The sequence below is a fragment of the Dorea sp. AM10-31 genome (assembly GCF_003435815.1).
Lineage (GTDB): Bacteria > Bacillota > Clostridia > Lachnospirales > Lachnospiraceae > Dorea_D > Dorea_D hominis.
This window is the reverse complement of record NZ_QTUV01000003.1, coordinates 188,035-215,030: the sequence shown is the minus strand read 5'-3', so window position 1 is coordinate 215,030 and position 26,996 is coordinate 188,035. Positions and strand designations below refer to the sequence as shown.

Annotated in this window: 21 protein-coding genes; all 21 read right to left on the bottom strand. The window is 41.1% G+C overall.

Going from position 1 to position 26,996, the window contains the following annotated elements:
- Positions 1 to 58: 58 nt before the first annotated feature.
- Entirely contained in the window at positions 59 to 349 is a 291-nt protein-coding gene (locus DW125_RS07125; protein WP_117537637.1) for a molecular chaperone, read from the bottom strand.
- A 5-nt stretch (positions 350 to 354) separates the two neighbouring features.
- Positions 355 to 1,230 carry a DUF4316 domain-containing protein gene (locus DW125_RS07120; protein WP_117537635.1) on the bottom strand — a complete coding sequence of 292 codons (876 nt, stop codon included), beginning with the start codon at positions 1,228 to 1,230 and terminating at the stop codon, positions 355 to 357.
- The gene (locus tag DW125_RS07115; protein WP_033143216.1) at positions 1,220 to 1,480 is read right to left on the bottom strand and encodes a transposon-transfer assisting family protein; all 261 of its coding nucleotides are present in this window, start codon (positions 1,478 to 1,480) and stop codon (positions 1,220 to 1,222) included. The genes DW125_RS07120 and DW125_RS07115 overlap by 11 nt, the downstream gene beginning before the upstream one ends.
- Positions 1,477 to 3,426, bottom strand: a complete 1,950-nt coding sequence (locus tag DW125_RS07110) for a YodL domain-containing protein (protein WP_117537634.1) — start codon at positions 3,424 to 3,426, stop codon at positions 1,477 to 1,479. Before DW125_RS07110 ends, DW125_RS07115 begins: the two co-directional genes overlap by 4 nt.
- An 89-nt stretch (positions 3,427 to 3,515) precedes the next feature.
- Positions 3,516 to 4,577, bottom strand: coding sequence for a DUF5688 family protein (locus tag DW125_RS07105; RefSeq protein WP_117537632.1), 1,062 nt, complete (start codon positions 4,575 to 4,577; stop codon positions 3,516 to 3,518).
- A gap of 15 nt (positions 4,578 to 4,592) precedes the next feature.
- Complete coding sequence (locus tag DW125_RS07100) at positions 4,593 to 6,704, bottom strand: DNA topoisomerase 3 (protein ID WP_117537629.1); 2,112 nt, start codon at positions 6,702 to 6,704, stop codon at positions 4,593 to 4,595.
- Positions 6,705 to 6,779: 75 nt separating this feature from the next.
- Entirely contained in the window at positions 6,780 to 7,499 is a 720-nt protein-coding gene (locus tag DW125_RS07095) for a DUF4366 domain-containing protein (RefSeq protein WP_117537627.1), read from the bottom strand.
- Positions 7,474 to 7,782, bottom strand: coding sequence for a DUF4315 family protein (locus tag DW125_RS07090; protein WP_016439433.1), 309 nt, complete (start codon positions 7,780 to 7,782; stop codon positions 7,474 to 7,476). The genes DW125_RS07095 and DW125_RS07090 overlap by 26 nt, the downstream gene beginning before the upstream one ends.
- Before the next feature lie 19 nt (positions 7,783 to 7,801).
- Entirely contained in the window at positions 7,802 to 10,069 is a 2,268-nt protein-coding gene (locus DW125_RS07085) for a C40 family peptidase (protein WP_117537749.1), read from the bottom strand.
- A 1-nt stretch (position 10,070) separates the two neighbouring features.
- Complete coding sequence (locus tag DW125_RS07080; RefSeq protein ID WP_117537625.1) at positions 10,071 to 12,488, bottom strand: VirB4-like conjugal transfer ATPase, CD1110 family; 2,418 nt, start codon at positions 12,486 to 12,488, stop codon at positions 10,071 to 10,073.
- A complete protein-coding gene (locus DW125_RS07075; RefSeq protein WP_117537623.1) occupies positions 12,457 to 12,861 on the bottom strand; it encodes a PrgI family protein in 405 nt (134 codons plus the stop codon). Before DW125_RS07075 ends, DW125_RS07080 begins: the two co-directional genes overlap by 32 nt.
- A gap of 20 nt (positions 12,862 to 12,881) precedes the next feature.
- A complete protein-coding gene (locus tag DW125_RS07070) occupies positions 12,882 to 13,754 on the bottom strand; it encodes a VirB6/TrbL-like conjugal transfer protein, CD1112 family (RefSeq protein ID WP_117537621.1) in 873 nt (290 codons plus the stop codon).
- Positions 13,755 to 13,773: 19 nt separating this feature from the next.
- The gene (locus DW125_RS07065) at positions 13,774 to 13,989 is read right to left on the bottom strand and encodes a Maff2 family mobile element protein (RefSeq protein WP_009268903.1); all 216 of its coding nucleotides are present in this window, start codon (positions 13,987 to 13,989) and stop codon (positions 13,774 to 13,776) included.
- Between the two features lie 323 nt (positions 13,990 to 14,312).
- Entirely contained in the window at positions 14,313 to 14,795 is a 483-nt protein-coding gene (locus DW125_RS07060; RefSeq protein WP_117537619.1) for a DUF3955 domain-containing protein, read from the bottom strand.
- Between the two features lie 324 nt (positions 14,796 to 15,119).
- Entirely contained in the window at positions 15,120 to 16,940 is a 1,821-nt protein-coding gene (locus DW125_RS07055) for a VirD4-like conjugal transfer protein, CD1115 family (protein WP_117537617.1), read from the bottom strand.
- Positions 16,937 to 17,500, bottom strand: a complete 564-nt coding sequence (locus DW125_RS07050; RefSeq protein ID WP_072447168.1) for a PcfB family protein — start codon at positions 17,498 to 17,500, stop codon at positions 16,937 to 16,939. The genes DW125_RS07055 and DW125_RS07050 overlap by 4 nt, the downstream gene beginning before the upstream one ends.
- A complete protein-coding gene (locus DW125_RS07045; RefSeq protein WP_009268908.1) occupies positions 17,501 to 17,692 on the bottom strand; it encodes a hypothetical protein in 192 nt (63 codons plus the stop codon).
- Positions 17,693 to 17,761: 69 nt separating this feature from the next.
- Complete coding sequence (locus DW125_RS07040; RefSeq protein ID WP_072447171.1) at positions 17,762 to 22,990, bottom strand: SpaA isopeptide-forming pilin-related protein; 5,229 nt, start codon at positions 22,988 to 22,990, stop codon at positions 17,762 to 17,764.
- A gap of 469 nt (positions 22,991 to 23,459) precedes the next feature.
- Positions 23,460 to 24,080, bottom strand: a complete 621-nt coding sequence (locus DW125_RS07035; RefSeq protein ID WP_072447173.1) for a sigma-70 family RNA polymerase sigma factor — start codon at positions 24,078 to 24,080, stop codon at positions 23,460 to 23,462.
- Positions 24,081 to 24,991: 911 nt separating this feature from the next.
- The gene (locus DW125_RS07025; protein WP_072447177.1) at positions 24,992 to 25,408 is read right to left on the bottom strand and encodes a hypothetical protein; all 417 of its coding nucleotides are present in this window, start codon (positions 25,406 to 25,408) and stop codon (positions 24,992 to 24,994) included.
- Between the two features lie 11 nt (positions 25,409 to 25,419).
- Positions 25,420 to 26,691 (bottom strand): Y-family DNA polymerase, encoded by a 1,272-nt coding sequence (locus tag DW125_RS07020; RefSeq protein WP_072447179.1) that lies wholly within the window; start codon positions 26,689 to 26,691, stop codon positions 25,420 to 25,422.
- Positions 26,692 to 26,996: the final 305 nt, after the last annotated feature.

The following is a 26,996-nucleotide window of genomic DNA, read 5'->3' as shown; positions in this document are numbered from 1 at the left end:
TACTTTTTGCTTTCATTTTTCCTCATGGTCATGAGGCTTTTTTTGTTTAAATCGTGTCTTATGAATCATCCGACTTCTCCTCACGTGCTATTTGAATTGTTTCTAATGCTTTCTGAATTCGTTCCTTTGCATAAGGAGGTCTTAAATTCAATGATAACCGTCCCTTTTGGATTATATAGGTTTCACTTCCTTCTTTTGTTGAGTTGCTTAGATAGCAGCATTCCGGATATCTCTCTGCAAAATTCTTTAGTCGTTTCTGTAATCCCTGATTAAATGTATAGACACTATAATATCGATCTTCTTCATTTGTCAGGATAATCGTTTCTTTTTCATACTTTGACAATTTCATAGCATTTAGTCTCTCCTCCTTTCCATCTCCTGCTCCAAATATCTCGGTACCGGTTTTCCAGATTTCACAGCGATTGCAATCTGTTTTTCCCGTAATCTCTTGATTACTGACTCTCTTTTCTTTGGTTTCTTTTTTGAGGATTGGTATAGCTTCTGTGCCGGCTTTCTTTCCACACTTTTCTCTTCTGCATTTTTTAGATTATTTACCTGGCCATCCACCATATTATAGTTTTCTTCTGTTCCGGATTCCCAGCTTCTCTCATAAGTCCCATTCTCAAAAAATTTCTGATAATGTTCCAGCCTTTCTTTATATTTTTGATATTCCTGTTCCCTTTGTTCCGGTGTTTTCATAAGCTCATGGAGTTTCTGTTTGGTTTTTTCATCAAATCCATTCTTACATTCCTCCATGATCATCTTCCCATAACTATCTAGGATGATATAGGCAACCTGCCTGTGATATTCCTGATGCTCCATGAGATAAAACTGTTTTCCATCAATGATGATATCATCCGTAGCCATCCAGTTTCCCGGCTTTCCACTAATGCGGTAATTTTCCGTATCCAATGTGACCAATGTACCTGATGGGTTTAAACGGATGAACCCTGATAAAAGCTGTGGATAATCTTCATTGACATAATAACAATGGATTTCCCCATTCTGATTCAGTACAAGCACATCACTGACTTCACAGGACTCTTTCATGCGTTTCCATAAAGCAATTGCACTCTCCCCCGCCAATAATGGCCTGATATCCATCTGCCGGTAATATTCAATCCTTATCGCAAGTTTCCTGCTTACCGCTTCCTGATAGGAAAGGTGCCAAAGGTCTCTCCCTTCCGAGTGACGGTCTACTCGGTAAACTGCAAATTGATCATTCTTCATAAGCATCATCCTCCAGGTTATTCAGATAACGATTTAGATCCAGGGAATAATAATATTTATCTTCGATCATCTGTAACTTACTGATCGCAGATGCAATCGTTTCCAGCAGATCGTCTTCCAACGGATCTTCTTTCGTTTCTTCCAATGCCTCTAAAGTGTCTTTCAAAATATCTATCGTATCCTTTCTTGTGTTTTCCTGGAAAAGAGCCACAACCGCCAATTCATCTTCTTCAAATGTTACTTTACTCATAAGCTCATATCCTCCCTTCTTTTTTGAGATTTGGTTTTCTGTATCTCTCCTTTTTCTTCTTTTGGTCTGGTTTTCTCTACATTCAGAGGCTTTTTGTCGATATATTGTTCTACACGTTTCAGGGCTTCCTGCACCAACTTGTTCTCCCTGTAAAATGGTATGGAATCTAAGATTTCTCTTTGTGATCTTCCGGCAACCATCAGATCCATCATTCCGTCATAATCACTCCCTTCCTGCAGGTTAAAACCAACAGATTTGAGCCCATTCATTCGTTCTGCAGGTATCTTCTCATACGCTTCTAAAGCTTCCGGCAAAGTAAGATCATGATGAACTTCTCCTAATATCGGAAACTCTGAACACTCTGCCGCATAGAAGCTGATACAACTCGTTTGCTCTAAGATATCCTTTTTCTGAATGTCATTTTCCATTCCGAGTATCTTTTTTCTCTCTTCTACAAAATCCGGAAGTTCCTGGAATCCAAAGCGATCCACAAAATATGCTTTCATATCCCCATTCTGATTCATGATCACAACATCACTGACAGACAGGGAGTGTGCCTTATAATCAGCCGGTGGATCATCATTAAAAATACTGTAAATCGCATTCATATCTTCATTTGGCAGATACAGGCTGGAATAAACACATCGATACTGATCCGCAGTTATCGTGATCCCTTTTTCCTGCAGGTCTTCCATTCCCACAAATAATTGATCTCTTCCAGATCCATTTTTATCCAAATGATAGATTGAGAGCCTGCATTCTTTCCTTGTAAACATCATTTCTTCAAAACTCTGTTCAAACCGTTCCGGATATATCACTCGCTCTACACGTTCTTTCTGGATCGGATCTCCTTTTTCTATGATTGCTTCTACCCATCGTTCCACTTCATTCCAGGATTTTGCAAATAAATGTCCCTGCATCCTATGAGTGCCGTCTGGAATAAACTGCAGATGTTGGGAATTGCTTTCTTCTTTTGCAAAACGGTATCCGGCAGCTTCTACTGCAGCAAGTAATTTCTCTTGTTTCTGTTCCAGCATCATTTCTATTTTTTCTGTCAGCTCATCGATCATTTCTCCGGCCGTCTTACGGATCACATTCATAGATGCTTTCAATTCTCTCATTTCTTTTCCACTGCTCCAACCTGCAATATACGGAAAACTGTATTCTGACGTATCCAGTTCAAAGGCAGAGCACACACAATACGCGACTGACTCTGCTTCCACTTCTTTTGTCAGCCGGTCCTTCTCGATGCCCTGGCTTTCCATGATCTCCTTATCATGTAACCTTGCATGTGCGGTTTCATGGATCGCTGTTTTTAAGGTCTGGCTCTGGCTCATTTCTTTTTTGATCACGATCTCTTTATCCAGGTTGTGATAATAACCGTTTGCAGATCCTTCGATCGCATCGAATCGTATCGGCACTGGTGAGATTTCCCGGATTGCTTGCAGGAATAAGTCAAAATCTTCTACTGCCGCTGTCAGGATTTCCGGAGCAAGTGTCTGAATCGGCTCTCCTGTGGTCTGTTCAATATCAAATACTGTAATCGCCTTGAAACACGGAAGTGTGACCTCTACCTCTTCCGTCTTTGGTTTTCCATCCGGACCGATGACTGGTTTCTGATCATGATCCAATACTGCCTGCTCCTTTTTTCTTTTGATTGGCGCCGGTGCGATAATGGTGATTCCCTTCTCCCCTTTTTTTACCTGTCTGCCCATAGACTGCCAGTTCCGATATCCCGTTACTAAGGTGGCATCCGGTCTTTGCATGGCGATCAACAGCGTATTATTAAAAGAATAATTATGGAATTTTGACATTGTCTTCAAATATTCCTGATACCGTTCACTGGTAAATAGTTCTGCGACTCCTGTTTCCAGGTTTTGCATGATACTGTCCATATCTTTTCCCTGTATGGGAAGTAATTTGGTTTTTGTCAATTCTTCGCTCATTCATTTCCTCTCTTTCTCTTTTAAAAAATCCCCCATACAGCCGTGTGTATGAGGGATTCCCATCTTATCGTTATACGGACTCTACACTTCTATAATTCCATCTCATGTTTCTTAGCTTTCGGCTGCTTCATACTCTGCTCTTTTCCCGTATGCTCATTTTTACCAAGCTGAGCTGTTTTCTCTTTCTGACGCTCTTCAAATTTATCTGCCCTTTCAAATACCCGGTCTTTCACATCATAATGATAGACGTGATCGGAAAGTCGTTCTTCCGGAGCGACTTCATTTTCATTGATCGTCTGGACCATATCCTCCAGAACCCGGTAATCAAATGTTCCATTATCCGGAATGACTAATGTTTCATGGGTGGAAGAGGGCAGAATAAAGAAGTCTCCCTGAAAACCTTCCCCAATCTGCTCCATTACTTCCGGATAAAAAATCACACCTGCTCCATCCACTGTCTGCGGATTCGTGATAATGAACATCGGAGTCTCCCTTTCCATTCCCATTCCCTTTGAAATAATTTCTGTAATGTTCTGAACAGGTTCGTCCCTCATGATTGTTTCAGAACCCATTCCCATAAGCTGCTCAATCATACTTCCCATAATCATCACCTGAACCGGTCTGACATTAGGACTGTTTTCCATGGCATCTGCATGAAGCTGTTCCTCACTGATCCCATAACGTTTTAAAATATCATTCGTGATCATCGTAGAACCCACCCCAATATCATCAATGCTGATTGCAAGATGATAGGTAATTGCCAGATCTTCTCTCATCTGGTGAGGTACGTTCTGCAGCATTTCTTCATTTTTTTCTGCTGAAGATACGCGGATGAACAGCTTATCCTTTGCAGTCTCATATTCTGTGATGCTCTTCGGATCAAACTGTTCCGGTGCATCAAGCACCAGCTCCGTAATATTTCTCAAAATGTTTTCCATAGAATTCTGTGGATCTGACTGGAACATTTCGTATAACTGATTCAGGTTAAAGGTCGGCGCGATTACCTGATTTTCTTTTAAGACCGTGATTCCGAGATAATTCTCATTTAATTTCTTTATCTCTTCGATTTTTACCTGGGCACCTTCATATTCAATCGGAAGAAACTGTTTGATTCTTCCCTTTACTTCGTCAACAAATTGATTAAAATCCATATCTTATTCCTCCTTCTATTTTCTCTTATTTTTCTTCGTTGTTTTCTTTTTCGGGAAAGATAATGAAAATGTCACTCTCCCGTTTTCATCGGCTTCCATATGCAGATCTGCTTCAAAATACAGATCTTTTTTTCTGGAATACAGATCCTTCACATGAACACTTCCATTCTTCAGAAGCTCAGCAGCCATCCTGGTATCCATATCCTTTTCCATACTCTGTAAATACTTGTTTTCTTTCCAGAGACAAAAATTACATTCACGATTACCGCAATAGAAATTTTTCTTTCCTTCATAGACCAGGCCGCCACAGACCGGACAGGTTCCCAAGCTCTCTTTTTTCTGGAATCTTCGTGTCTCTTCTTCCGGAATGGAGTCACAATGATTCAGCATCATGGAAATCAGCTTTTCGATGCCTGTCATAAACTGCCCAGGAGCCATCTTTCCCTGCTCCATCTCTAACAGTTGGTTTTCCCATTCGGCTGTCATGGTGGCAGATTTCAAGAAATCCGGTAAGATATCAATCAATATTATTCCGTCCTCTGTTGGAAGGATCTGTTTGCCTTTTCGTACCGCATACTGGGAAGCGATCAGTTTTTCTATGATCCCTGCCCTTGTTGCCGGAGTTCCTAATCCTTTCTTTTCTGTGTCTTCATCAAATTCCTTATTTCCAGCAGTTTCCATTGCCGCAAGGAGAGTATCTTCACTATACGGTTTCGGTGGTGCTGTAAAATGTTCCGTCTTCGCTGCGGACACGTTGTAAAACTTATGATCTACTTCTACTTTTGGAATGTGGTCCTTCCCTGCATCTGCCGGGTTTTCTATGGCAAGTCCATCATCATTCTTAAAGCATTCCTCATACAGTTTCCAACCGATCTGTTTGATCACTTTTCCTTTTGCTTTAAATATTTCATCCTGACATCGTACTTCCACCTCTGTCTCCATGAATACATGATCTTCTTCCATTGCTTCTACGGTATGTACTGCGATCAGGAATAAAATCTTTTGTTCCCATTCTCTTAGCTTAGAGAAGTCAAATTCTGCAAGTTCTACCGTAGGAATGATCGCATGATGATCCGATACTTTCTTGTCATTCAGCACCTTCTTTACCTCCGGTGTTTTGGGCTGGTCAAACGGTCCCAGCAATTGATATTTCTCATGGATCTTACGGATCACTTGTTTCGCTGTTTCTTCCATATCGCTTGTCAAATACTGGCTGTCTGTACGCGGATAAGTGATCAGCTTCTGCTCATACAGGCTTTGCGCCGCATTTAATGTCTGCTGAGCAGTCATTCCATAGATACGGTTCGCCTCTCTCTGTAGGGTTGTCAGGTCATACAGTTTCGGCGGTTTTACCGTCTTTTCCTTTGACTCCACCTTTTCCACAATCGCATCACTGCCCTGACAGGTTTTCCACACTCTTTCTGCTTCTTCCACATCGAAGATTTTCTTCTTCTCTGCGATCAGTCCATCACAATCCAAAACCACATTAAAATATTTTTCTTTTTTGAAACCTGAAATCTGCTTCTGTCTTTCGACAAGCATGGCAAGAGTCGGTGTCTGCACGCGGCCAACTGCCAGCTTTTTAAAATATTTTGTTGTGTAAGCTCTTGTCGCATTCATACCGACAAGCCAGTCTGCCTGTGCCCGGCAAACCGCCGCTTCTGCCAGATTATGATAGGTTTCTCCGGCTTTCAGATGTTCCATCCCTTCTAAGATCGAAGAACTTTCCAGCGAACTGATCCATAATCTCTTGACCGGCTTTTTACTTCCCGACAGATCATATACATGCTTAAAGATCAGTTCTCCTTCCCGTCCGGCATCACAGGCATTTACCACAAACTCAATATCCGGGCGGTTCAGCAGCTTTTTCAAAATATAGAACTGTTCTTTCTTATCTTTGGATACTGCCAGTTTCCATTCTTCTGGGATGAACGGAAGATCCTCATACAGCCATCTGGTGAACCTTTCATCATAAGAATCCGGTGGAACATATTCTGCAAGATGGCCAAAACACCAACTGACAATGCAGCCCTTTCCCTCCAGATACCCTTCTTCTTTTTTTGATGCCCCGATCACTTCCGCAATCGCTTTGGACACGCTTGGTTTTTCTGCAATTACTAAATACATAACTTATTACCTCCTTCATATAACGAAAGGAAACGCCCCAAAAATACAGGGCGTTCCACTCATTTTTTTTGTTTTTTATTCATTTTCTTCTTCCCGGTCTTCAAATTCATCCTCATTGATGATCTCCAATCCGTCACTTGTTTCCAGTCCTTCCTCTTCAAAATCCTCTTCTTCCTCTTTCTTTGGCTTATAGATCTTGAAGTAGTAATAAGCTGCAACTCCACCTAACGCAAGAATAAAGATTGCTGCCATTGCTCCCATATTCGCTTGTGGCATCTTCTCTTTTTCTGGCTTTGTTATCTCTTCTTTTTTACCGGTTTCTTCAGTTTTATTTTCATCGATGACTACCTGCGGAGTGGGTGTGACAGTTGCCGTCTCTTTTTCCTGATCCACAAATTCCTTCAGATCATTTTCATCTACCTGGGATAACAAATATACATTCTGGGAGGTAGAACTGCGGTCAATCACAAGATAAAAGGTATTGTTATTCTTTGTTGTGATCGTAAGGAATTCTTTACTGGATCCATTCTGGATATCATCCTGGACTTCCCCATTCCCCGGTTCTGTAAAAGCATCTTCTTTCTTCTCTGTTGTATTATTTTCCGGCAGAACCCCCTCATCTGCCGGCTTTTCTGTTTCTTCATTCTGTACCGTCTCCGTCTGTGCCGCTTCTGTATTTGCCGTCTCTGCCGACGGATCCACATATGCAAAGGCTGTTGTGGATGCGGAAAAAAGCACCATAACGCCTAACAATACTCCTGCCACTTTCTTATTCAGTTTTTTCCATTTCACCATACGGATGTCCCTCCTCTTTCTTTTCTGTAAATACAAAGGAGCCTGTTCCTTCTTCCTCAGACTCCTGGCTGACCTGAAATTTTACGGTTCCTTCCTGGATTCCATTCAGAAGATCATGCAGGGCATGACTGTCTAATTTCATTCCACGGATGCTTTTGATCATCTCATTATCTTCTTCCTGTTTTAAAGCAGCATGAAGTCCTTTGAGATACTGTTGAAGATCAGCGATCTTCTGTTCTGTCTTATGGATCTCTTCCATATATTTCTTGATTTTTTTATTCAAATCTTTCACTCTCCTTTTCTTATGGCAATCTGCCAAAACACATAAAATGTTGCTGCCAGTATGCAGTACCGATATTGGAATAATGGATCGGATCTCCACAATGGATCATCATGTTATTTCCCACATAGATACCCACATGGCTTGCTCCTGGCGTATTGTACGTTCCCTGGAAAAAGATCAGATCTCCCGGCTTTGCATCGCCCGGAGAAACAAACGTACAACTGTTTCGCAATCCCTCTGCGGTCTGTCTTCCCAGATTCCATCCGTTTCCACAATGATTGATCACATAGGATACAAATCCGGAACAGTCAAATCCAGAAGGCGAATATCCTCCCCATACATACGGGACTCCCAGATATTTCTCAGCTTCCCGGATCATCCGGGCAAATTCTTCATCCTGTAATGCTTCCGGAGGTATTTCATAACTCATTCCGTCTGAACCGGAGCCTGTAGAGATATTTCCTGTATCCCACAAGTAATTTCTGTTTCCATAGGTGGTATTTAAAGCATTGTATAGGATCATCTGTTCCTCATTCAGATTGGCTCTTGCGACTGCATCAAATCCTGTATTCCCTAAGGTAACATACAAGATCTTCTTCGTTGTCGTATTCGTTACCGTCACTTCATTGCTTCCGTTACTATCCGCAATAAACGCTTCCCAGGTCTTATGACCATGTGCGGATGCTGCACTGTGATTATCATAGTAAACATCGAACTGCACTCCATATCTTGCAAAGGCTCCCGTATCCTCTACGGTATATTCCACGCCATTCATCACAATCTTTGTTCCCATCGGAACAAATGGATCAGAAGCATCTACCGCGATTGTATGGTTTGCAGTTGGATAAACGCCACTCGCTGTAGGACCGCCTGACCATTGTCCGCAACAGATCGAACAATTACAGTAACCGCTGGTAACTACGTTCCCTAAGGATTCCCCTACCCGTACCGTCTTCGTTTCTGTCACGGTTTCTGTTTTGCTTTCCGTATCCAAGCTGTACTGTGCTTCAAATAAAGCCTGTAATTCATCCTTGATGTCTTCAAATTTCCAATCCCCATATTTTGCTGTCAGATAGGAGATCAGATGATACGGATTATGAGCGATCTCGCCTACGTTGTACTGGTATTCATCATAGTCCGGATGAGTAGTTTCCATCTCATTGATCTGCTGGTTCAAAGCCGTTTCCAAAGAAACATAGTAGTTCTCAGCCGCATAGATATCTTCATCCGTTCCCGGATATGTGGTGATCTCGATCACAGAGCCGCCCCCTTGTATGGAAGCGCTGCAGCTTCCCAAAGATACTGCTACAATTAGAAATAAGAGCACAAAAATACCGGCGCCGAAAAATACAGCCCGATTCCGCTTCACAATCTCTTTTAATGCGATCTTCGCTTTCACGGTTATATTCTCAACGCCGGCAACAGTTGCCGTCCCACCTGCACTGCCTGCAGATTTTCCTGTTCTGGCAGCCCGATAGGCATCCTTATATCGTTTTCTCTGGAAAAGGCGGTTCAGAACCCTTTTCTTCTCTTCCGACTTTTTGGCCGTTTCCTCCGCCCCTGCTTTCCCCATACTGTCACTCATACCAAATTTTAACTTTTCTCCGGTTTCATCCAGATGATATCCTCTCCGGTTTGCCTTTACATCTGCACGCTGGTTTCGAAGCTGTGCATAGCGCAGACCTCTTACCGCTGTTTCGGTCCCTCTTTCTGCAAACTGAACCGTTTCCGTTGCAACATCCTGTTCCTCTTCTTCTGGATCCGATCCCCCTTTTGAAATTGCATCTCTTACCGCATACCTTCCAATGGTTCTGCCCAGTTTCATCCCCGGGCCTTTTACCATCTGACTTTCCTCGTCATCAAAGGATAACCTTCCGGATTTTGTCTGCTCTTTTCTCATCTGTTTCTGGATCTGCTTTTTCCGGATCTTTTTCTTCTGTCCGGTCAAGGAGTCATCTTCCGGTATCTGCGCATGTTCCCGAAACTTTTTCTTGTATTTGAGGGATTCTCCAGAAACGTTTTTCTCTCCAGTTCCTTCTCCATCTAACACAGATTCTTCTAAAATAGGCTCCTCGGCTACTGCTTCTTTTCGCAAAGAGGATTTTCGGATCTGCTTTTTTTGCAGATTCCGTTCCCCACCTTGTCCATCCGGCAGCTTGACTTTCTTCTTTTCCCGGTCAAAAACAAAGTCCTGTTTCATTTCCGGCGGTCTGCCCCGGCTTTTATGGCTGATATCTTTTACGGAACCATCTGCCAGATTTTCTTCCGTTAGACCGTCTCTTGTCATTTTACTTACAACTTTCTCTCTTCCTTTCAGTTCTTTCCCTGCCAAGACTTCCGCCTCCTTCCTTTTCTCTTTGTTCCACTTCTTCCGGCTTTGTTGTCATCAGAGAATATAACTTCAGGGACTTATCAAACTTATCCTTAAACGGAATGATCGTTGTCCCATAAAAGAGAAGTCCTTCTCCTTCCCCGGAATTCGTAACATAAGACAACTGATACGGTGAGATATTTAATTGTTTTGCCAGAATCTGCCGGTCACCTGCAGCCTGATTTAACATCAAAATAAAGTCACTGTTTTCAAAAATATTTTCAATCTCCCGGCTGGATAGGAGATCCTTTATATTCTGCGTGATTCCAGTCGGGATTCCGCCCCACTTCCTAAACCTCTTGAAGATCTCTACCGAATAAGATGCCGTCTGCTCTTCTTTCAGAAGGAGATGGAATTCATCGATATAGTACCAGGTAGATTTTACGCCACGGTTGACAGTCACCCGGTTCCACACCTGATCCTGTATGATGAGCATTCCAAGCTTTTTCAACTGCTTGCCGAGCTCCTTGATATCAAAACAGACAATCCTGTTATTCAGTTCTACGTTGGTCTGGTGATTAAACACTTTCAAAGATCCGTTGACGTAGATTTCCAAAGCTGTGGCAATCCTCTGTGCCTGAGGTTCTTTCTGTTTGCGGAGACAATCATACAGATCTCCAAGGATTGGCATATTTTCCGGTTTCGGATCAGAAAAATAGTTCTGATATACAAGCGGAAGGCATCGGTCAATGACAGACTTTTCTTCCGCTTCAATTCCATCCCGGCTTCCCATGATCAATTCACAAAGGGATAAAATAAAGTCAGATTTTACTCCCAGCGGATTATCATCCTCAGAATAATTCATGTTGATATCCATCGGATTGATGTAATCCTTACTGTTTGGAGAAATATGGATGACCTGTCCTCCCAAAGCATGAACCAATGGATAATACTCACCTTCCGGATCTCCAATGATAATGTCATCATTGGTCGTAAAAAATACATTTGTCATTTCCCTTTTTGCTGCAAAGGATTTTCCTGATCCGGGCGTACCGAGGATCAGGCCATTAGGGTTTTTCGACTTCTTTCTATCTACCATGATCAGGTTATTGCTGGTAGCGTTCAGTCCATAATACAAAGAATCGCCACCCATAAATAATTCCTGTGTGGTAAATGGTACAAAAATCGCTGTGCTGGTCGTTGTCAGCGCTCTTTTTATCGGAATATGGCTGACTCCAAGGGGAAGGCTGCTCATCAAGCCTTCTTCCTGCTGATAGTCCAGACGCTTTAACATACAATTATATTTCTGTGCGATACCGGCTGTCTGAAAGATTGCATTATCCAATTCCTGCTTGCTTTTTGCGGTATTTAAAAAGAGCGCTGTTACAAGGAACATACGCTCATTTCGTGACTGCAGATCTTCCAAAAGCCGTTTTGCTTCCCCTCCATAGGTATTCAGATCCGACGGAATGATATCCATATCGTACCCTGCTCTTACTGCTTTTTTCTGCTCTTCAATTTTCATTCTGTTGATATCCGTTACTTTGCTTTTTACCAGCTTGATCGCTTTTATCTGATCCACAGACTGAATATGCAGATTTACGATCAAGTCCTTATCAATATCCAAAAACTCTGCCAGCATCTTGTCTGTCAGCTCCGGAGCAAGAATCTGTAAATAAGAAACCGCCCCCATCGTATTTCCCATCTGGAAGATCTTCCCATCCTTAAAGACAAAACTGGTAGGCGCTACATAATCTTTTGTGTTTAAACCAGTTTTGATCATAGAGCCATAATCAAACTGGAAATCTACTGTGGAATCCGGATTAAAGGTTTCATACAGGAGCCGCAATCGTTCCTCCCCATTCAGAGGATACGCCATCACACCAAGGATCTTAAAGTTATTCAGGATATCGGATTCGATACGCTCCAGCTTCGGTTTTGCTTCCCGGATATTTTCCGCTTCAATGGAAAAGGTGATGTATTTCGTTTTCACCAAACCATTGTTTCCTCTTGCAAGCTGTTTTTTCAGCATGTTGGCATATTCCATACGGATATCATCATAAGCATCTCTCTGTGGGCTGATCTTGATCACCTGCTCAAATTCCTTCATGCTGCTCTTATGATTGATAAAACTAAGCTGAAAATGGATGCTGCTGTCAAAATAATTCAGGAAATCACACCAGTTTTCAAAGATCGCATTCTTATCTTCATTCTGCGCTAACTGATAGTTGATATCGTAAAACCGGATACATTTGGAATAGACATTTCCCTGCACCCTGCAAATACCATCCCTTCCCATTTCTTTGTAGGCAATGGTCTGTTGAACGGTAAGTTTCTTTACATCTTTTTTTCCATTCTTCTTTTTATTTGCGGTCTTTTTTCTTTTTCTTACCACCGCTTTTTCCCCCTTTCCTTTCTTCCTTTCTCATCGTTTTCTGATCTTCTCCATCTGGATCCAATTCATAATAGTTTTCAGTTTCATATTTTCTGACAGATGGCCGGATAAATTTTACCCGGATCACATGCATCAATACGTCTTCCAGATGCATTCCATCTTTCTCATACATGGCAAACAAAAAGGCCGGCAGCATCATAAGTACCATAAGGACTGCAGCATTATTGATTCCAAGAGCATTTCTAAAGAGAAAATAACAGGGAATTCCCATAGCTGCTCCAATGCCAATACAGATCAATTGCCTTTTTGTAAGATTAAATGCCACTTTATTCTTTACTTTCGTTAAATCTTTCGGCACACTCACATACGCCATGTGTTTCACTTCCTTTCTTTTTAATGTGCATTAAAGATTGACTTACTAAGTGATCCTGTCTTGAACAGACTGAAACATAAGATCACCGTATATGCCATCACACCAAATAATGAGGAACTCAGATTATCTGAAAACTGGATGCCTGCCACTAATACTGCATAAATAGCAACACATACCATCATCAGAAATGCCTGGAATGCCAGGGCAAAGAGTCCTCTGAAATAATTCGTTCCGATCTGTCCCCACTCTCTGTTGCTCATCGTTGCGAATGGGATCGGTGCAACTGAGGTATAAAGGTAAATTTCTATCATACGGACATACAAGATAACCGTAATGAGTACAGACATGATCTTCATACAGAAACTTACGATCAAAGTTTCCAATGCCAATATCACAAGTTCCCCGATCTCCATGCTTTCCAATGTAGTAGATAAATCTGTGATCGCAGAGCTGATATCAATGGATGTATCTCCGGAAACCAGCCCTGCCGCCGAGTTTACGACGCTTTGTCCTACATCAAAGACTGCCATCGTGATGGTAAACGTATTGCTTACCAGATAAACGGCGATCCACATTTTTACAAAATACTTAAAGAACATCCATGTATCAATATCATGCATATTATTTCGCTCTGTCAGCATGGAGATCAATTCATAACACAGTACAAATGTTATGATGATACCTGCAATCGGCATGATAACTGAATTTGACAGTCCTTCGATCATACTAAAGATACTGCCATTCCATCCTTGTGGTGTCTGTCCAACCTGGCCCGCAATCTCGCTTGTCTTCTGATTGACATCCGTAAACATACGGTCCAGGTTAGAACTGATCATACCTGTTAGAAGTTCCCTCATCCATTCCTCAATCGCATCAAAAATTTGATTGAACATGGATCTCTACTCCTTTCTTTTAACCAAATAATCCACTCAAAAGCGGAATCAACTGTGTACCGATCAGGATCACACCACCGCCACTCATAAGCTGCTTAATTCCCTGTGATTTAGCACCCGGATTATCATTTCCGTAACCTTCCATCAGGTTGATGACTCCCCAGACACCAAGACCTGCACCAATCGCTACGACTAATGTCTGTAAGATTGTAATTGCACTTCCGAAAAATCCCATATTCTTTTCTGAATAAACGCTGTTTCTATGGTCTGTCAGCGTTTCCTCTCTCCTTCCCCTATTATTCAGACCTCTTTTTTTACTGGTTTTATTTGCAAGGTGATCTTATTTTTATCTTCACTTTCCTCTCCTTTCTGCCTGATCATCAGGGCTTTTCTTAAAAAAACGCAAAAAAAGAGCACATAGACGGATATCTACATGCTCTAACGCTTTTTATTTAATTTTTAATACTACACTTCAATTTGACAAACTGAAATTTGACAATCCATGTGAATAATAGTTTCCACATTCAAGAAAAAATTGCCTTGAAAATAGCACTATAATTATGAGTTCCTATTTTTAAATTTGCTGATAATTGTAGTTATACCAACTGTAATAAAAGAAATCAAACCACTAAACACGCATAAAAATCCAATTGGGACAAGAAAGAAATTCTCATGCAGCACCCCTTGTGCATCAATATACTCTACCGACAGTCCCTTCACAAAAAGCAGTATAATTCCGATTAAAATCAAGAAACTGCCTATAATCGAGCACACCATATTATACTTGGCTCTTCTGGTTTCACTTCCATCTTTGATTACTTTTTCTGTCATGTTGTTCATTTCGTTTTCTCCTTTAATCAAATAATCCAGAGATATTTGAAACACATCAGACATCAAAATAAGCATTCCTATATCTGGAAGATTTTTGTTATTCTCCCAGTTTGAAACAGCTTGTCTACTCACATTCAGTTTCATAGCAAATTGTTCTTGTGTCAATTTTTCTTTTTGACGAATGTTTTTAATTTGTTCTCCAAAATCCATGTATTTCACCTCCGTGTTTCCAGTCTATAATTCAACCAAGTTTTTTTCAAGAAAGTGCCTCTTGCATATCAAAAAAACAGACGCAAGAACCTCTTGCATTCCTATATTGAGGCTAATATTCCCTTCTCCAACATTTAAATTTCCCGTTTTATCTATTTCCTTTTTTTTACTGATATATCTTCCAGCAAAACTATAAAAGCACAAAACATTATTAACCAAAAATTAGGGTACATTGCCATTTCACCTTCACAACTTGAAATTTAGTTCAATTCAAATTTGTTTTTATAAAAGAATATCACATTTCTAACCCAAAAGATACTCTTTTTAGTTTACTTCTTCCTCTATCACTTCTTTCACATCCTCTTCTGTTACATTTACTTCATACATCTCAAACTCTGTATTCTGAGAAAAGACCAGTTTATGCTCCAGATATTTTTCCACATCAAACGCATTCCTTTTATCCGCATCCGACAATTCCTTATATCTCTTATGCTTTGTGATATCATATTTGTTACTGAGAAATGGCCGTACGCCTCGAAGCTGTAAGATACATTTATTTCCATCCATTACAGCCAGTTCATCCCGGCTCATCAATTCTTTCCCTGTCTTCTGATAATTCAAACCATAGGACTGGCTTGTCCCTCTGGTATCAGAGGTATTGTAAAGATCGATGGTCTCTTTTCCCAGCGTTTCCGATATCTCCTTTAACGTGGAGCTTTCTTTTCCTCCAAGAAATAATACGGTATCGCAATTCCCTGTGATGGTTTCAGCCGCATCCTTATAAATGGTTTTTAACTGGCTCTGTGACTGTAAAATAATAGAAGCAGAGATTTCACGGCTTCGGATCGTTGCGATCAATTTGTCGAATTTCGGGATCTGCCCAATATTACTGAACTCATCCAGCAGTAATCGCACATGGTACGGAAGTCTTCCACCATGCTCATCATCTGCTTTATCACAGAGCAGATTAAAAAGCTGTGTGTACATGATCGCCACCACAAAATTGAATGTATCATCGGTATCACTGATAATCACGAACATTGCTGTCTTCTGGTCCCCGATCATATCCAGCTCCATTTCATCATAAGACATGATCTCCCGAAGTTCCTGGATATCAAAAGGAGCAAGTCTGGCACCGCAGGAAATAAGGATCGACTTCGCTGTTTTTCCGGCAGCCAGCTTATATTTTCGATATTGTCTGACTGCAAAGTGTTCCGGATTATCCGCCTCCAATTCTTCAAACAGTTCATCGACCGCATTCTTAAATTCTTCATCTTCTTCTCTCGTTTCACTGGCATTGATGAATTCCAAAAGAGTAGAAAAGTTCTGTTCTTCTTCCGGCGCTTCATACCAAATATAACCGATCAGAGCAGAATACAGAAGGCGTTCCGCTTTCACCCAGAAATCTTCCGTAGATTTTTCTCCTTCCCCCTTCGTATTTGCTATGATGGTATTCACAAGTTTGAGGATATCTTTTTCACTACGGATGTAATGGAATGGATTATAGTGCATCGACTTTTTGAAATTGATCGTATTCAGCACCTTGATCCGATATCCTCCATTTACTAGCATCTTTCCACATTCTACGATGATCGTTCCCTTTGGATCTGTCACCACATAGGATACATGATCTGTCATTTGCATAAGTTGAGGCTTTACATAAAACCTTGTTTTTCCAGAACCTGATCCTCCGATCACAATCACATTCTTGTTTCTGGCATATTTAGGAGCTTTCGGTCTGCTATTCATCGTAAGCCGTTCTGTTTCGGTCAGAATGATATTGTTCTCAAATACCGGATCTTCAAATGGTTCGATATCTTTCCGATTTCCCCACCGGGCTGATCCATACTCCTCTCCATGCCGGAACTTCTTTGCATTCTTCGCTTTATAATACAAGACGATTCTAAAAATAAGTGCTACGATCACACCTCCCAGCAAATCTTGTAGATAAAAGCTCGGAAACCAGTTGGTAAATGCCAATGGGAAATTCATCAGCATCACACCGATTTTTTCAATCATGCTATTTCCCATACAATGACGATAAAGCCAAAAGCATTTATCTGCAAGATAGAAGATGATCAGATACGGAATGCTTAATATCACCACTCTCTTCATCTGGATATTCTGCATCTTTTCCCGGATCATCGTTCCTGTCCTCTGACTTTCTGTCTTGTTTTTACTCTCTGACGTTGTTTTGCTTTTCTCTCCTTTGTCTTCTGTAGTTTCTTTCGGACAGAAGGTTTTTTCTTTTTAGACTGATCCAGCTCTATACCTGCATATTCTTTAAAAGCAGCCGTCATCACATCCACATCTTTCGATTTAAAAAATACCAGATACAACGGCGGTTCCACACGGGAATCCTTTTTCAGACTATAATCAATCCCATATTTTCGGGCTACCCGGTCAAAAGACTTGATATTTTGATCTGTAATCTGGATATTTGTAAGCTGTGCTCCCTGTGCGATCAGTTGCTTTATCGTCTGCTTTCCATGAGGCTTTTTCATCTCCTGTCGTTTTCTTTCTTTTTCTCTGCCCTTTTCCTGTGCTTTCCCCGTTTTGACAGCCTGTTTTACCTGTACTCGCTTCTGTTTCTGTCTGTTCATTCCATCCAGAAATTTTCTCATAGATGCCTTTAACACACCGGTACTCATCCGGGTTGTCTGGACACACAGAGCTATGATTTTTTCATTCACTTCATCCTGCAATTAACCACTTCCTTTCTTTCCTTGATCCTTTGTGGGAAGCAAATAATAGCACTGCTTCTCAATGCATCCCTTTTTTCTTCCTTCCCACCAATAACAATATTTACAAGACCAGGGTTTTTCTTCACTGTATTTTCTCCCCGGCATTGCTGCATTTGGTTCCACGATCAGGTTCTTGTCTCTTCTCCTGTCCATCCTCATGTTCCTCCTTACAAAAAAGCGTTCACAGATTCCCTCAGGTTTCCATGAACGCTTTCCCTTACATTATTTCTTCTTTATTTTTCTTCCAAGGACTACCACTCCACTTAAACTCATTCCAAGCACGAGCAGCCATAACAGCAAGTTGGTGTTATCCCCAGTCTTCGGTGCATCTTTAGAAGGTTTTCCACCTTCCGGAGTGCTTTCTTTTGGTTTTTCCTCATCAACCATAACAACCTTCTGCACTTCGGCGGTATCTTTTACTTCAAATTCCACATCCTTTGCAACCAGATAACCTTCCGGTGCCGTTTCTTCCCTGAGCGTGTACTTTCCGATCGGAAGCATCTCTATATAATGTGCCTCTTCTGTAGATGTCCAGCTTTCTACCACTTTTCCATCTTCATCTAAGATCGTAAGCTTTGCACCTGGAAGCTCTTTTCCTGCGATATCCTGTTTCGAGATCAACACCTTTGTCACATCATCTTTCATCTCCTGTTTCTGGATTTCTGCAGTATTTTCTACTGTAAAGGTAATGCTCTCAGCAGTTACATATCCATCTGCCGGTTTTGTTTCTGTCATCGTATAGGATTTTCCAACTGTCAGTTCCTTGATCACATGGGCTTTCTCTGTAGATACCCACTCCTCGATTACATTTCCATCTTCATCTGTCACCTTCAGATGCGCTCCCGGAAGTTCTTTCCCTGTGGTAAGGTCTGTTTTCGTAAGTTCTACCGTTGTCGGCTCATTTTCAAAAACAAACTCATAGGAAACCTCAGCTTCTTCTGGTTTTCCATACTCAAAAGTGAATTCCTTTTCTTCATTCGATGTCACAAAACCATCCGGTGCATAGATTTCTTTTACGATATAGGTCCCATCCACTGGAAGATCTGCTTTGAAAAGAATCTGTCCATTTTCATCCGTTGTTTTCTGCTCGATCAACGTTCCGGCTTCCATCAGGACTTTTCCATCTCTGCCTTTGATATCTTCTTTTGTAAATAAGCCGAAGATCGCACCTTCCAGCATACGTTCTGTTTCCTTTTCTTTTTTAAGGATCGTTACTTTTATCTTCTGCCGGTTGTTCTGCCATTCTTCATCAAAAGTAACCACCGGTGTATCCTGGTCACGATAGGTCAGATCCACAAATCTAGGCTCTCCATCCAGTACAAAACCATGTGCCGTTTTCACTTCCTTCACATAATATTTTCCTACCGGAAGGTCTTCCATTTTTGCGATTCCCTTCTCATCGGTTGTGACCGTGCCTACCAGCTCATCTTTCTTATAATGGTCTGCACTTATGCCATCTGCAGCCTTGATATCTTCTGCAGCATAGACTTCAAAGGTGACTTCACTTAAGTTTCCTGTGATATATTCAAAGAAATGTTCTACCGTTCCTTTCACATTATCCAGAAGAGTGATCTTCTCTAAAAATTCTCCCTTTTTGTTGATGATCAGAAGCCCTTTTGGAACTTCATCCTTCATTTCCACTTTCTGTACTTCGGCAGTATCTTTGACCGTAAATGTCACATCCGTTGCTTTCAGATAACCGTATGGAGCAAACTCTTCATGAAGGGTATAGGTTTCTCCGACAACCAGACGCTTGATCACATGTGGCTTATCCTTTTCAGATGTCCATTCATCGATCACATTTCCATCTTTATCCATGACCTTCAATCTTGCGCCCTCCAGCTCTACGCCTGTGGTCAGATCAGACTTTGTGAACTCTGCTGTAGTCGGTTCATTCTTCTTTACGGCCTGTAAGGAAACAATCTTTGTCTCCTGTCCCTGATACTCTGCAACAAATTCCAGAACCTCATCCGAAGAAACAAAACCTTCCGGCGCTTTTAATTCTTTTACATAGTATTCTCCAAATGGAAGATCCAGGGTGCATGTTGCCATACCGTTCTCATCGGATGTCATTTCCTGTAATAAGGTATCTGCTTTCACAAGAACTTTTCCATTTGCCTGGATATCTTTCTTGTTATAGATGCCAAACACAGCCCCGGATAATACCCGTCCATTTTCTGCATCCTGTTTTTCTACGGAAATAGCGACTTTCTGTCTGTCATTTCCTACGATTGCTTCTGCTTCCACGATCGGTGTATCCTGATCCTGATAAGTTAATGTAACCTTTACCGGCTCCGGATTTAATACAAATCCTTCCGGCGCCTTTGTTTCCACTACATAGTATCTTCCAAGCGGCAGATCCTTTGCTACAGCTTTTCCACTCTCTCCCGTTGTGATCGTTGTCACAAGCGTATCCTTTGCATAAAGTACGATACGGTTTCCATCTGCATCTTTCTGATGATCCGGAGTGCAGATATCCTCTGCCGCACGCACTTCAAATTCCGCCCCGGAAAGATACTGTTCCTTATAGATAAAGTCTTTCTCAAAACCGGAAATCATCTCGCCTTTCTTATACACAACAAGATTTCCCTTTACCGGCTGATCTTCATAGGAAACTTCAATGATCACGTCTCCACTTACCCCATCTACTTCATAGGCAGTATCCGAATCCACGGTGATCTCTACATAGTTTTTGTTCACAACATATCCATCCGGTGCTGTCACTTCTTCAATACGATAGTGCCCGATCTCTAAGTTTTTCGGCAAGATCAGGTATCCCTGGCTGTCCGTAAAGAAAGATTTATGGACTGTGACCGTAGGATAGGTTGTTACCTGTTCCACATATTTCTTATGATCCAGATCATAAATTTTGAATTCTGTGCCGGCTACTAATACCGGTTTCTTTGTTTCATCATCTTTTTTGATGATCTTTAACTTTGCGGAAAATTCTTTGTCCAACAGTACCTTCCAAACCTGTGGTTTGTTTGGATTGTTTTCACGGATGGTAATCTCAAAATCCTCTACCGGTTTATAATTATGAGGTGTGGTTGTTTCTCGTACAATATACGTTCCATATGGAAGCGGAATACTGCACGCATACCCTTTCTCATCTGTGAACATTTCCGTTTTACCATCTGCTGTAAGGATGACTGGCTCTGCATGGGAAAAATCATTACTTCCATCTTCTTTTTTCTCCAGGCTGCTCTTTAAGTAAGCGCTGAAACCTGCCCCTTTTAACAGATCTGCATCCGTTTGCCCATTGTTCGCAGCTTTTATGATCTGGAACGGCTGTTTCATAACAAGTTCTGTTGATTTCACAGTACGTTCTATCATTGGGACTGTGCCACCTTCATAAGAACATTTCACATCATGCTCTGTCTCGTCTAACAGATATCCTTCCGGCGCCTGGATCTCTTTTACAAAATATTTTCCAAGATACAGGTCTTTTACCACAGCATCTCCTTTCTGATCTACTTTTAAGGTAGATACAAGATCACCGGCTTTATGTACAATTCCTGTTGTTCCATCTGGATGTACAATGTTTTCTCTCGCATAGAGGCCATACACCGCACCTTCTAAAGTCGCATCTCCTTGTGGATTTGCTCCTGTTTGCGCATCTTCTTTGATCAGATGGATCTTTGCATAAGTACGTTCATTCAGAACATTCTTTGTACTTGTTTTACCGATATTGACATCTACCGGATAAACAGTTGGATCTGCCTGATAATTTGCCGGTGGCTGGATCTCTTTTACATACACAATCTCCTGTGTTTTTTCGACTGTTACTTTAGAAGCACCTTTGCTGTCTGTTGCTGGCATCTGTGTGATTAAATCTGAGCATTCCTTATCACGGTAAACACCATAGATTGCTCCTGCCAGATGGTTTCCGGTGTCTTTATCATTTTTTACAATCGCAATTTCTGCCTGTTTTGTCCATGTAACATTCAGACTTACTTTATTTGTTGTTTCCACACCTTCTCCAAAAATAAAGGCAAGATCTTGAGTACTGGAATTCGTTGTCAGTTTATACGCAGAATAATCTTTCTTTAATCCACCTGCCATGGTTGTAGCAAATACTTCTGCGGTATCTTCTGCCTGTGTCAGAGGTGCAGAAAGATAAAACTTTGTACCTCCCTTGACCGTTACCTTTGCTCCCGGTGTACTTGTACTTCCTGTACTCACGTTGTGAAAACGCACGCCGGATGGAAGGCTGATCGTCACACTCTGCTGTCCTGCCGCATGGAATGTGATTTCCTTTGTACGCTGTGTATTTCCTTCTACATAAGCCTTTACATTGGCATCGGAAAATGACATGGATACATCCGGTATCTCAGGCTTCTTTACACAATAATTGTAAATATCCATTGCTAGTTCCTGTCCTGTTGCATTGGTTCCATAGAACGCATCACTACTGCCATAAGCATAAGCAGCCGCCATATGGACAAGGATAAATCTCTTTCCTGCTGAAAAATCACTGTGCTTGTTCGCAAAATAACTTTCTTCACCTGCCGCATCGGTACCGTAATAACAGACCTTTGCAAGAGCCTGATTATCAGCCAGCTTTGTGATGGTATAGGTACCGGAACCCGGACCTGGCTTTGCCGGCTGGATACAATAAGCCGTTGCTCTTACACTTCCATAAGAAATATAATACGGCTCTGTAAGATATGTTCCAAGCCCATAGTCTGCATATCGATATATTGGACCTTTTTCAATAGTTACCTGCTGAGATCCTACACTTGCATCTCTGGCTGCTATTGCTGAAAAAGTCGCAACTTCTCCGGTTTCCATAGCCTCAAAATCCACTCCCTGATTTGCAGCCTGTTCCATTACATCATGTAATGCTAATCCCGATCCTTCATCAAAGGTATCCTGTTCTGTCATCTGTTCTACCAAAGCATCAAAAGCAGCATTTCCTTCTGATACATCCGGTGTCTCTGTTGGGATTTCTGACGGCTTCTCTGAATCCTCCTCATCTTCTTCCGTCTCTTTTGTTTCGGGTTGCTCTGCATCTGCTGAAGGACTTTCACTCTCTTTTTCTATTTCCTTTACGACCACATTTCTGCTGATCTGATAATTCGGATGTTCCTGATTGACCGTTTCTACCTGATAAACAGTTTTATAGGTATCTGCATGGGATGTTGTAAAATCCTCTCCCTGCTCATTCTTTGCTTCTTCAAAAGTAATCTTTACCTTTGCCGCATCCTTGATCTCTAACCCTGTAAAATCTGTTTTTACATCAAAATTTGTTCCCACTTCCACCTGATGATCCTTTGCCAGAACAATCTCATCTTCATCTAACTGGCTTTGTACCTCTTCCAAAAGAGGCAGTTTTCTTTCTTTGGGAAGCTCCGCAGCATAACTGCTGATTGGTGATAACACCGTAGATAAAAGAGTGACCGCTGTCAGCAATCCGGATACAACCCGCTTTGCTTTTTGTTTCACTTTCATGTTCTTAAATCCTTCCTTTCTTCTGAATCTTATTTATCCGTTATACTTGTTCATCGTTTTCCATCATTCTTTCCTGAAAATAATCCCCTCCTTTCCTGGTTTTGTGCTATTTGGGACAGTCAGCACTTTGCTGAGATAACAGCACAAATATATGGCGGTATCTGCTTTTTCAAACAAACACCGCCATATGATTTCTACTGTCATCCTCATTTTGATTCAGACAATTATTTTTTATTTAAGATTTAAGCGTTTTCCTGTTCTCTTCCCCGGATCCGTTCCTGTTTTAGAGTCCATATCTCCAAAACGTTTTCTCTGTCAGGACACGCACAATGCACATTCAAGGCAGGTATCACTCCGGGCAGGCTATTCTCTTTTCAAGGTACATGAAGTGTTTCTTACAAACGTCTTCATATAACGAAAGGAAAACGGCCTGTTTTACAGGGTGCTTTTTAAATTTTTTTGATTTTTTTTAATTTTCTTCTTTATCTGCATGTTTTTTCATAACAGAAAGTGCTCTTTTTATCATTTCACAAACACTCTGCTGTCTGATTCCAAGATAGTCCGCAATCTTGTTTTGATTCATTTCTTCAAAGTAAAATAATTGGATGATTTCTTTCTGTCTGGCAGTCAGACAATCTAAAAGATCATGAAGCATCTCTTTTTCAATATACTGGTCGAGAATATCCGAAGATGGATCTACCAATATGGTTCTGTCATCCACAAAATCGCTATAAGAAATGATCCTATGGTTTGATGCCACCTTAGTCTGATTTATTTCCATACGATCCGTTGCTTCCATTAACAAACGAATGTACCAATTTTCGTTGTCAAAAAATTCTTCGTTCATAATACTTCGATCTTCCTTCACATCCATGTATTGATAATCTTTACAGGAATGGAGTGGAAAGATGGTTTTCTTTCCGTTTTCCCTGTATAACACATACCCATTTGCGTAAACGGTAATATCACATTCCCCACTCAGAATTTCCTTTACTACAATCTCTTCTTTTTCTAACGCCTTTTCAGAAGGGACTCTCTTTGTCATACCTGCCACTTTTACTACTTTCTTTAATTCTTTTAATGTCAACATATGGACCACCTTTCTGCCTTACGGCTACGGGTGATCCATGAACTCTATAAAAAACTCATCACAATTAGCCACGAACTCACCCGTTTTTTTTGAACGGGAGTCCGCAGCTCCTATGTAATTACCTCCTTCGGCTATATCATACAAAATTCCGTATCCTCTCTGATTTTTGCACACGAAACTTTGCCCTCTATATATAGAAAGGAAAAAGCCCTGTTTTACAGGTTAAAAACTCAACTTTTTTTAAAATTTTTGAGAAAACAAAAAAAGCCGGCAAAACAAATGCTTCCACAGACACAGAATGAAATATCATCCTGCATTGTATCTGCAAATGTTTTGCCGGGCTCTTCATGATTCCAGTCAGGTTCAGCTCCTTGACAAACTCTTGCTATCAGGTGCAGCCTTGATGGTTCCAGCCAAATCCACCGCTTATTCTAATAGCTCATTTTATTTAGTTTCCTTTCGGGAATTCATCATTTTTTGAGAATATACCCGCATTCTTTCTTTCAGTTTTTCGTCTTTGATGTGCAAAGGCCGTACTGAAACAATATCATCTTTTACTAAAATCTCCAAAGTGCTTCTACATTTCTTGCACTCTACTTCTGAATCGCAATGTGCGCTTTTTTCAATAAATGCTCCGCATACAGAGCAATGTACATGCCATCTGATAGCATCTGATCCCATAGGCTTCCTCCTTTAAGCAATAATAAAAAATTCCATTTTTATTACTCAACGGATCAAAGGGAAATCAAATCCGCCTTATGAGCATCATGTTGTCCATTCCGTAAGTGCCAAAGCTGCACGAACAGCATGATCATCAAATCCCAGATCTGCTTTGTTGATCTGGTGCATCCATCCTTATTCTCTCCGGATTCCCACTCACCCAGGATACTAAGAATTTCTGCCGATTGTATTTAACAAGGTAATTCCAATTCTTCAAATATATCTCCGGATAACTCACAAAGATCCTGGATCAAAATGATCGTATCATCAATCCGTAAATGAATGGATGGATCAAAAAATTCAACGGTTCCGCAAATCGTATGATACTGGCCTGCCGGTTTCATTTCCCGGTTTTCTTTAAAATAGGTTGCCTGTATCTTCATTCCAACAGAAACCATCTGTAGCTTCCTATCCAATCCACATTTTTGTTCTTCGGATAAGACCTTCCTTTGTTCATAAAGAACTTCCTGTTTCCGAACGATCTCCTCAAATCCCCGAAGTGCTGCAAAGGGGGCAAATTGCTTCGCTCTGTGCTGCACATCCATAGGATATCTTTTGGAAACCGGTCTCGGAATATATAAATATTTCTGATAAGCCTTTGCCAGCATACTTTCACCTCCTACGCACGATGTCCCCCAACCTGATTATTTCTTTCCCGATAGGTAGAACATTCCAACAGATTGGATCCCCGCATGATCGCATTTTTTCCATAACGCTTTTTCACCTGTAATACTGCTTCCTGCAGATGTCTTTCCTTTTCTGCTTTTATGGAATTCTGGAAAAGAGTATATTGCTGATAGCCTTCTGGTGTTATCTTATTTGCAATGATCTCTATCCGTCTGATCCCGGTATGTGGATCTGCGATCTTTCGATAAAGTGCTTCTACTGTATCAATCATTTCCTTGGAACAATTGGTACGATCTGGAAACCTTACGGTTCCTTTCGATGGCTCCCTTTCAAAACGATGATCGTAAGCGATCCACAAGGTTACAGAATTCGTTACCAGTCCCTTTTCCACCAGATCCAAAACCAGTACATCTGTCATTTCTCTTACAACAACAGCAGCTTCTTCAAATGTGTAATTTCTCATCAATACCTGTCCATTGGAAAGACTATGCTCTTCTGTATGATAATTTTTGATATCACTCATTTTACAGGACTCACAGCCCCAGGCATGATCGATCAATAGTTCTGCATCGATTCCAAACATTTTATACAGCCAGTCTTCCGACTGGATAGAGGCAAGTGCGATATCCCCCATCGTTTGGATTCCATATCCGGCTAATTTTCTCTCTGTTCTGGAACCAATGCGCCAGAAATCACTCAATGGTTTATGTTCCCATAACTGTTCCCGGTAAGAGATCTCATCCAACATTCCGATATGATCCTCTATATGTTTTGCCACAATATCCATTGCGATCTTTGCAAGATACAGGTTAGTTCCAATTCCTGCTGTTGCTGTAATTCCGGTTTCTTCCATGACCGCATCCATCAGTTTTTGTGCCATTTCTTTCTCTGTAAGGTGATACAGGGAAAGGTATCTTGTAACATCCATAAAGCACTCATCCACACTGTAAACATGGATATCTTCTTTTGCCACATAGTTTAAATAAATCCCGTATATCCTTGCCGAATACTCCATATAGAGCTGCATCCTCGGTTTTGCCACAATATATTCGATATGATCCGGTATCTCATGGATCCTGCAACGGTTACGGATCCCCAGCTTTTTCATAGCCGGCGTGATGGCAAGGCAAATGGTGGATACCGATCGGTCCGGATCTGCAACAACCAGATTGGTAGTAAACGGATCCAGTCCTCTTTCCACACACTCAACAGAAGCATAAAAAGATTTCAGATCAATACAGAGGAATGTTTCCTTCTGTTTCAAATCAATCACCTCCCATAAGTTGCCTATCTTTCTCCTTCCCCTAAGCAATCAGATCTCATCCCAACTCTTTTTCACACGATAGTGATCGTGTCAAAATAGGCAATTTTCAGTAAATCCATTGACAAGAAAGGAAATATCATTTATATTATAGGCAAGTAGTTGCCTTTCTGTTGTGATTCACATTATAGGCAATCATTCGCCTCTTGTCAAGAGGCAACTTGTTGATTATGGGAAATTTATTTCCTATCCCGTTTCAGCATCATACATAAAGATCCTGAAACGCCAATTAGAAAGTAGGTATTTTT

Bases quoted from the DNA above. Each gene is read 5' to 3' on its own strand.
- DW125_RS07070 (WP_117537621.1), bottom strand. From the start codon at position 13,754: ATGTTCAATCAAATTTTTGATGCGATTGAGGAATGGATGAGGGAACTT.
- DW125_RS07115 (WP_033143216.1), bottom strand. From the start codon at position 1,480: ATGAGTAAAGTAACATTTGAAGAAGATGAATTGGCGGTTGTGGCTCTT.
- DW125_RS07055 (WP_117537617.1), bottom strand. From the start codon at position 16,940: ATGATCCGGGAAAAGATGCAGAATATCCAGATGAAGAGAGTGGTGATA.
- DW125_RS07035 (WP_072447173.1), bottom strand. From the start codon at position 24,080: ATGTTGACATTAAAAGAATTAAAGAAAGTAGTAAAAGTGGCAGGTATG.
- DW125_RS07060 (WP_117537619.1), bottom strand. From the start codon at position 14,795: ATGGATTTTGGAGAACAAATTAAAAACATTCGTCAAAAAGAAAAATTG.
- DW125_RS07045 (WP_009268908.1), bottom strand. From the start codon at position 17,692: ATGGACAGGAGAAGAGACAAGAACCTGATCGTGGAACCAAATGCAGCA.
- DW125_RS07065 (WP_009268903.1), bottom strand. From the start codon at position 13,989: ATGGGATTTTTCGGAAGTGCAATTACAATCTTACAGACATTAGTCGTA.
- DW125_RS07100 (WP_117537629.1), bottom strand. From the start codon at position 6,704: ATGTATTTAGTAATTGCAGAAAAACCAAGCGTGTCCAAAGCGATTGCG.
- DW125_RS07085 (WP_117537749.1), bottom strand. From the start codon at position 10,069: ATGACAAGAGACGGTCTAACGGAAGAAAATCTGGCAGATGGTTCCGTA.
- DW125_RS07025 (WP_072447177.1), bottom strand. From the start codon at position 25,408: ATGCTGGCAAAGGCTTATCAGAAATATTTATATATTCCGAGACCGGTT.
- DW125_RS07110 (WP_117537634.1), bottom strand. From the start codon at position 3,426: ATGAGCGAAGAATTGACAAAAACCAAATTACTTCCCATACAGGGAAAA.
- DW125_RS07125 (WP_117537637.1), bottom strand. From the start codon at position 349: ATGAAATTGTCAAAGTATGAAAAAGAAACGATTATCCTGACAAATGAA.
- DW125_RS07120 (WP_117537635.1), bottom strand. From the start codon at position 1,230: ATGAAGAATGATCAATTTGCAGTTTACCGAGTAGACCGTCACTCGGAA.
- DW125_RS07075 (WP_117537623.1), bottom strand. From the start codon at position 12,861: ATGGCGTATGTGAGTGTGCCGAAAGATTTAACGAAAGTAAAGAATAAA.
- DW125_RS07040 (WP_072447171.1), bottom strand. From the start codon at position 22,990: ATGAAAGTGAAACAAAAAGCAAAGCGGGTTGTATCCGGATTGCTGACA.
- DW125_RS07105 (WP_117537632.1), bottom strand. From the start codon at position 4,577: ATGGATTTTAATCAATTTGTTGACGAAGTAAAGGGAAGAATCAAACAG.
- DW125_RS07095 (WP_117537627.1), bottom strand. From the start codon at position 7,499: ATGGTGAAATGGAAAAAACTGAATAAGAAAGTGGCAGGAGTATTGTTA.